We start from the raw sequence: 1,462 nt of genomic DNA, 5'->3' as shown, positions 1-1,462 counted from the left end.
AGTTCCCTGGTAAATGAATTTTGTAGATTGGTATATTCTTTTATTGTGTAAAAACTTAAAGCAATATTATGAAACGCTTTAAAAACACTAAGAGAATTATTAGTAAAATTTTTGCTGCTCTTTTCGCTAATATCCAGACTTAAGCCTGCTTTTTTCTGACCTGAAATTTCTAAATCCATATATAATATTTCTTTCATTTTATAGCTTAATTTTTTCAATTTATTATAATTCTTTTGGTCCATAAATTTTTTATTTCTTCTTTTTACTTCGCTAAAATTTATAATCTCAATATTATCATTTTTATTGAAAAATGCTTCTTCTGGTATATTGATATCTTTAAGACTGGAGAGTTCATAACCAATAGTATTTATAAAATTAACCTTTCCTTTTTCGTATATATAAACACTACCATAATCAGCTTCAGGTATAATTTTTATAGCATTATTCAAAAGTTCTCCCAAAAAATCTTTTTCAGTTAATAAGCCCTCATCTGTCATATTAGATACAAGTTCAATCATTTTAACAAATCTCTGGTTGAGTGAATTTATTTCTTCAAAGGACTGTTCTAATTCCTCATTCATAGCCATAACTTCTTCATTATAGGCTGTTAGCTGTTCAAAAGCAGCAGCTAATTCTTCTTTTTGTTCTCTAATCTTTTCTTCTTTATCTTTTCTTTCTGTAACATCAAAAACAAAACCTTCAATTACATAAGTCCCATCTTCTTTTGTTCTGCTTTTTATAGCATTCATACTAATCCATTTATGAACTTCATTTTTTCCTATCGCCTGATATTCAAAGTTTTTGACTTCATCATTTTCATTTAATTCCATGATAAATTCTTCTCTTCGCTTTTGATTTAAATAAAGATCTTTTTTTAAGTCATTATAATGTTTTAAAGTCTCATCTATACTGGAAAATCCCAGAATCTCTGCCATGCTTTCATTAATAGAAATTATTTTCCCGTTAGAAGTTGTTTCAAAAATACCTATTGGTGCTTTATTAACTAAATTATCATATTTATCGCTTTTCCTTTTTATTATTTCATTATCCATTTTTATTTCAATATTTTTATTAATTATTTCAAGGTGAGATTCTATTAGTTCTTTAAACTGCAGCATAATTTCCTGAGTGTTTTTAGAAAAATGATGTATTTTTTTGTCGTGAATACAGAGTGTACCAAAGATTTTACCATCAGGCCATTTTAAAGGGTAGCCTAAATATGCATTTAGTCCAGCCTGAGCATCAATTGAATCTTTCCATTTGCTGTTTTCTAGAGCATTGACAATCATTACTTTCTTCCCATTTTTAATAACAGCCTCACAATAATGACCTGATAATCTAGATCTCATTCCTTCTGCAAAGATATTCTCAAGATTATCACTTGCCTTAAAAACATCAAGAAAAGGAGGATCAAACCGTGTTATCAAAGCATCTGAACTGCCTGCTGTTTTAACAAGTATAT

1 protein-coding gene is annotated in these 1,462 nt (G+C 28.0%); it reads right to left on the bottom strand.

What is annotated here, in order from left to right; genetic code table 11:
* On the bottom strand, positions 1-1,462 hold a 1,462-nt coding region (locus CI949_RS20680; RefSeq protein ID WP_290769926.1), incomplete at both ends, for a PAS domain S-box protein.

Source organism: Halanaerobium sp., from assembly GCF_003070835.1.
The sequence above is the reverse complement of the archived record's forward strand: the minus strand, read 5'-3'. Positions and strand labels throughout refer to the sequence as shown.